This is a genomic window from Ectopseudomonas alcaliphila, from assembly GCF_900101755.1.
Classification (GTDB): domain Bacteria; phylum Pseudomonadota; class Gammaproteobacteria; order Pseudomonadales; family Pseudomonadaceae; genus Aquipseudomonas; species Aquipseudomonas alcaliphila.
The window spans coordinates 1-3,293 of record NZ_FNAE01000021.1 but is presented as its reverse complement, the minus strand read 5'-3'; the positions used below and the strand labels follow the sequence as shown (position 1 = coordinate 3,293).

The 3,293-nt window shown below is 57.8% G+C and carries 4 protein-coding genes and 3 tRNA genes; all 7 read right to left on the bottom strand.

Annotation, left to right across the window (positions count from 1 at the left end):
- Positions 1 to 107: GTP-binding protein (locus BLR77_RS24790; protein ID WP_202966612.1), on the bottom strand; the 107-nt coding region annotated here is incomplete at its 3' end.
- A gap of 84 nt (positions 108 to 191) precedes the next feature.
- Positions 192 to 267, bottom strand: a tRNA-Thr gene (locus tag BLR77_RS24785).
- Positions 268 to 293: 26 nt separating this feature from the next.
- Positions 294 to 367: transfer RNA gene (locus tag BLR77_RS24780), tRNA-Gly, on the bottom strand.
- Between the two features lie 24 nt (positions 368 to 391).
- Positions 392 to 476: transfer RNA gene (locus tag BLR77_RS24775), tRNA-Tyr, on the bottom strand.
- Between the two features lie 141 nt (positions 477 to 617).
- Complete coding sequence (locus BLR77_RS24770) at positions 618 to 1,304, bottom strand: SPOR domain-containing protein (RefSeq protein ID WP_074682776.1); 687 nt, start codon at positions 1,302 to 1,304, stop codon at positions 618 to 620.
- Between the two features lie 8 nt (positions 1,305 to 1,312).
- The gene (locus BLR77_RS24765) at positions 1,313 to 2,062 is read right to left on the bottom strand and encodes a pantothenate kinase (RefSeq protein ID WP_074682774.1); all 750 of its coding nucleotides are present in this window, start codon (positions 2,060 to 2,062) and stop codon (positions 1,313 to 1,315) included.
- Positions 2,052 to 3,017: a bifunctional biotin--[acetyl-CoA-carboxylase] ligase/biotin operon repressor BirA gene (birA, locus tag BLR77_RS24760; RefSeq protein ID WP_074682778.1), complete on the bottom strand. Its 966-nt coding sequence runs from the start codon at positions 3,015 to 3,017 to the stop codon at positions 2,052 to 2,054. Before birA ends, BLR77_RS24765 begins: the two co-directional genes overlap by 11 nt.
- Positions 3,018 to 3,293: the final 276 nt, after the last annotated feature.

The following is a 3,293-nucleotide window of genomic DNA, read 5'->3' as shown; positions in this document are numbered from 1 at the left end:
CAGACGCGGGTCAGAGCAGCGGTCAGAGTGGTTTTACCGTGGTCAACGTGACCGATGGTGCCTACGTTGACGTGCGGTTTGTTACGTTCGAATTTCTCTTTAGCCATCTTGACCGTCTCCTAGCGAAGAATTGAGCAAGCCATGCCGCCATTAAAACAAAGGCAGATACTTTCATATCTGCCTTCATTAGATGGAGCTCATGAGCGGACTTGAACCGCTGACCTCACCCTTACCAAGGGTGTGCTCTACCAACTGAGCTACATGAGCCAAACTCTGTTGCGCCAACCACAAACTGGAGCGGGTAGCGGGAATCGAACCCGCATCATCAGCTTGGAAGGCTGAGGTTCTACCACTGAACTATACCCGCGGAGCTTGCAGCTCACGCTGAATCTGGTGGAGGGGGAAGGATTCGAACCTTCGAAGTCGATGACGTCAGATTTACAGTCTGATCCCTTTGGCCGCTCGGGAACCCCTCCAAAGTGAGGCGGCATTTTCTAGATCTGCCACCCTACTGTCAAGCTTTTTCTCATTAAAATCTTGAGGTTAGCTACTTTGACAACATCTTCGTCGGGAACCAACTTTGACCACCCTGCGAAGCGGGCGCCATTCTATGCAAACTACTGGAGCAATGCAACGCCTTCGCAAGGCATTAATTGATGCTGCAAACCTGCGAAGTCTCCAGCCAGCCGCCCAAGTAAAAACTCATCGGCCAACCGCCGACTTTCCGGGGCTACACGCACCCAAAAACTACGATGCGCACGTGAGAGTTCGCGAATCTGCGGCTCGTACCCCACATCACGCAAACGCTGCATGACGCTATTGGCCGAGTCGTTGCGAGGAAATATCCCGAGCGATATGCCATTCGCCAGCTCGCCCTGGGTGATGATGTAGCTATCGATGCGCCGGGCCTGCAGCTCGCGCAACTGCCTCAGCGAGGCCTGACGGGAAGCCAAAGGCGGCAGGTAAACCCAATACTCGACACCCGCTGCCGCATCAACACTGCGTACTTCAGCCTGTATATCCAGACTCAGCAGCCGCTGCTCTACAACCCTCGCCCTCGCCTCCGCTTCAAAGCTGCCAAGAAATAGGCAAACGGCAGCATCAGGAGTAGCCGTATCAGCCGGAGCCGACGCCCCCGCACGCGAGCGCGGCGTATCCGCCTCACTCAACAAACGGATATCTTTACGCGCCGCCTGATAAGCATTGGCCGGCGCAACTTCCTTGGCGCGCATGGGGGCCTGCTGCTGATGCCACACGTAATAGAAGGCGTTAAGTAGCAGGAGCAACAGCAGAATCCAGCGCATACCTCGCCTCAGTTCAAGGGACAGGCAATAGCCAGTCCGACAAATACCAGATCAGGAACGACCTGCGCTCCCGGGACCACATCCTGCACCAGACCCGCATCGCCTCCAGTCAGAAAGACTTCGAAACCTTCTGGAAAGCGGGCTTGCGCTTGCAGCAACTGCTCGGCGACGAACCCGCGCAACATCAATACACAGCCACGCTCGACAGCCTCAGCAGTGGAGCGCCCAGGCTCAAGCTCCTGCAAAGCAGCAAGCGCCACCTGGCGATCGTAGCGAATACGCCGAGTGTGCGTACTCAACTGATCACGCATCAACGGCAACCCAGGACAGATAAAACCACCCTGGTGCATACCATCGGCCGATATGAAGTCAGCGGTTACCGCCGTACCAAGATCCACCACCAGGCAAGCGCGCTGTCCTAGATGATAGGCACCCAGCACAGCCAGCCAACGATCCAGACCAAGACGCCGAAAGTCTTCGTAACCGTTCCGCACGCCCCCGACCTGACTGGCAGACTGAGCACAGATCGCATCGACTCCCAGGGACTCACGCAGACGCGTAACCAACTGCTCGGTCTCAGCATCGCTACGCACACTTACCAAGCGACAGCGACTTACCCGCAACTCGGGCGCAGCCGCCAAAGACTCGAAGAGAGCGGCATCGGAGTCGACCACGCCAGCAAAAAGGCGCTGCGCCCCATCCACGGAAATTACCCGCCACTTGATAAAGCTGTTACCGCAGTCGAGCTCAAGAATCATGTTGCAACCTCAGGCTCAACTCACCCCCACTGAAGGAGCGATCGACGCCATCCACGCTCAGCCTAATAGCACCTCGCTCATCAACCCCGAGCACGACGCCCAGAGTCGCATTGCTTCCTGCCGTCAAAGCCACAGCGCGCCCGTGCCACGTATGCAACGCTTCCCACTCCTCGCGCAAACCGGCAAACCCGTGCTGCCAATGAATGGCAAGGCAATCTCGCAGCTGCAGCAACAACTCGGCGGCCAACTCATTACGATCAAGCGTTCGGCCAAGGCATTGGCGGACCGAGGTCCAGGGCTGGTCGATAACAGCGGGAGCATCGACCGCCATGTTGACGTTGACACCCACACCAATGACAACATGACAGACATCTGCCGGATCCCCGGCCAGTTCCAGGAGAATCCCGGATATCTTGCGACCATCGACCAGCACGTCGTTCGGCCATTTGAGTCGCGCGCCGTCGACGCCACAGCCTTGCAGAGCTCTAGCGACCGCAAGCCCGACAGTCAGACTCAAGGCTTCCACCTGACTCATGCCACCGTCTACACGCAGAACGACACTGCAGTAAAGGTTCTCGGCAAAAGGACTGGCCCAGACGCGCCCCCGCCGACCACGCCCAGCAGTCTGACGCTCAGCAAGCAGAACGAAAGGTGCACGCGCCCCCGCATCGAGGCGGCGAAAGATCTCGGCATTGGTGGAGTCAACGCTGGACTCGACAGTGACCGGCCAATCCACGCCTTCAGCACCATGAGATATCTGCCCGGCATTGAGCAGGGTCATGGGCGAAGACAGCCGATAGCCTCGGCCAGGAACCTTGAACACCTCGACCCCCAGCTCAGCCTCCAGGCCTTGCAGCTGCTTCCAGATGGCACTGCGACTTATCCCAAGCGTCGCCCCAAGGGCTTCACCGGAATGGAATCGACCATCCTGCAGAAGTTTCAACAATTCCAGCATGCCAGGCCCCGCTACGAACAAGGCTGGCATGATAACGATGAGGCCTCAGCTTGCATAGAAAACGGGAAGCAGAAGAAAGCCGCACAGAGGAAAGATCACGACAGAGCGCAATATCCCACCCGGAAAAGCCAAACAATCAAAATCAAAAGTGATAAGGCCACCTTCAAGGTGGCCTTTTTGTAGGAGCGATCTCTGCTCGCGAAGGTGTCAGCGGATCAACCGTAGGGTGCGCCGCGCGCACCGGCATGTCGGCGCCTTGAGCGGTGCGCGCAGCGC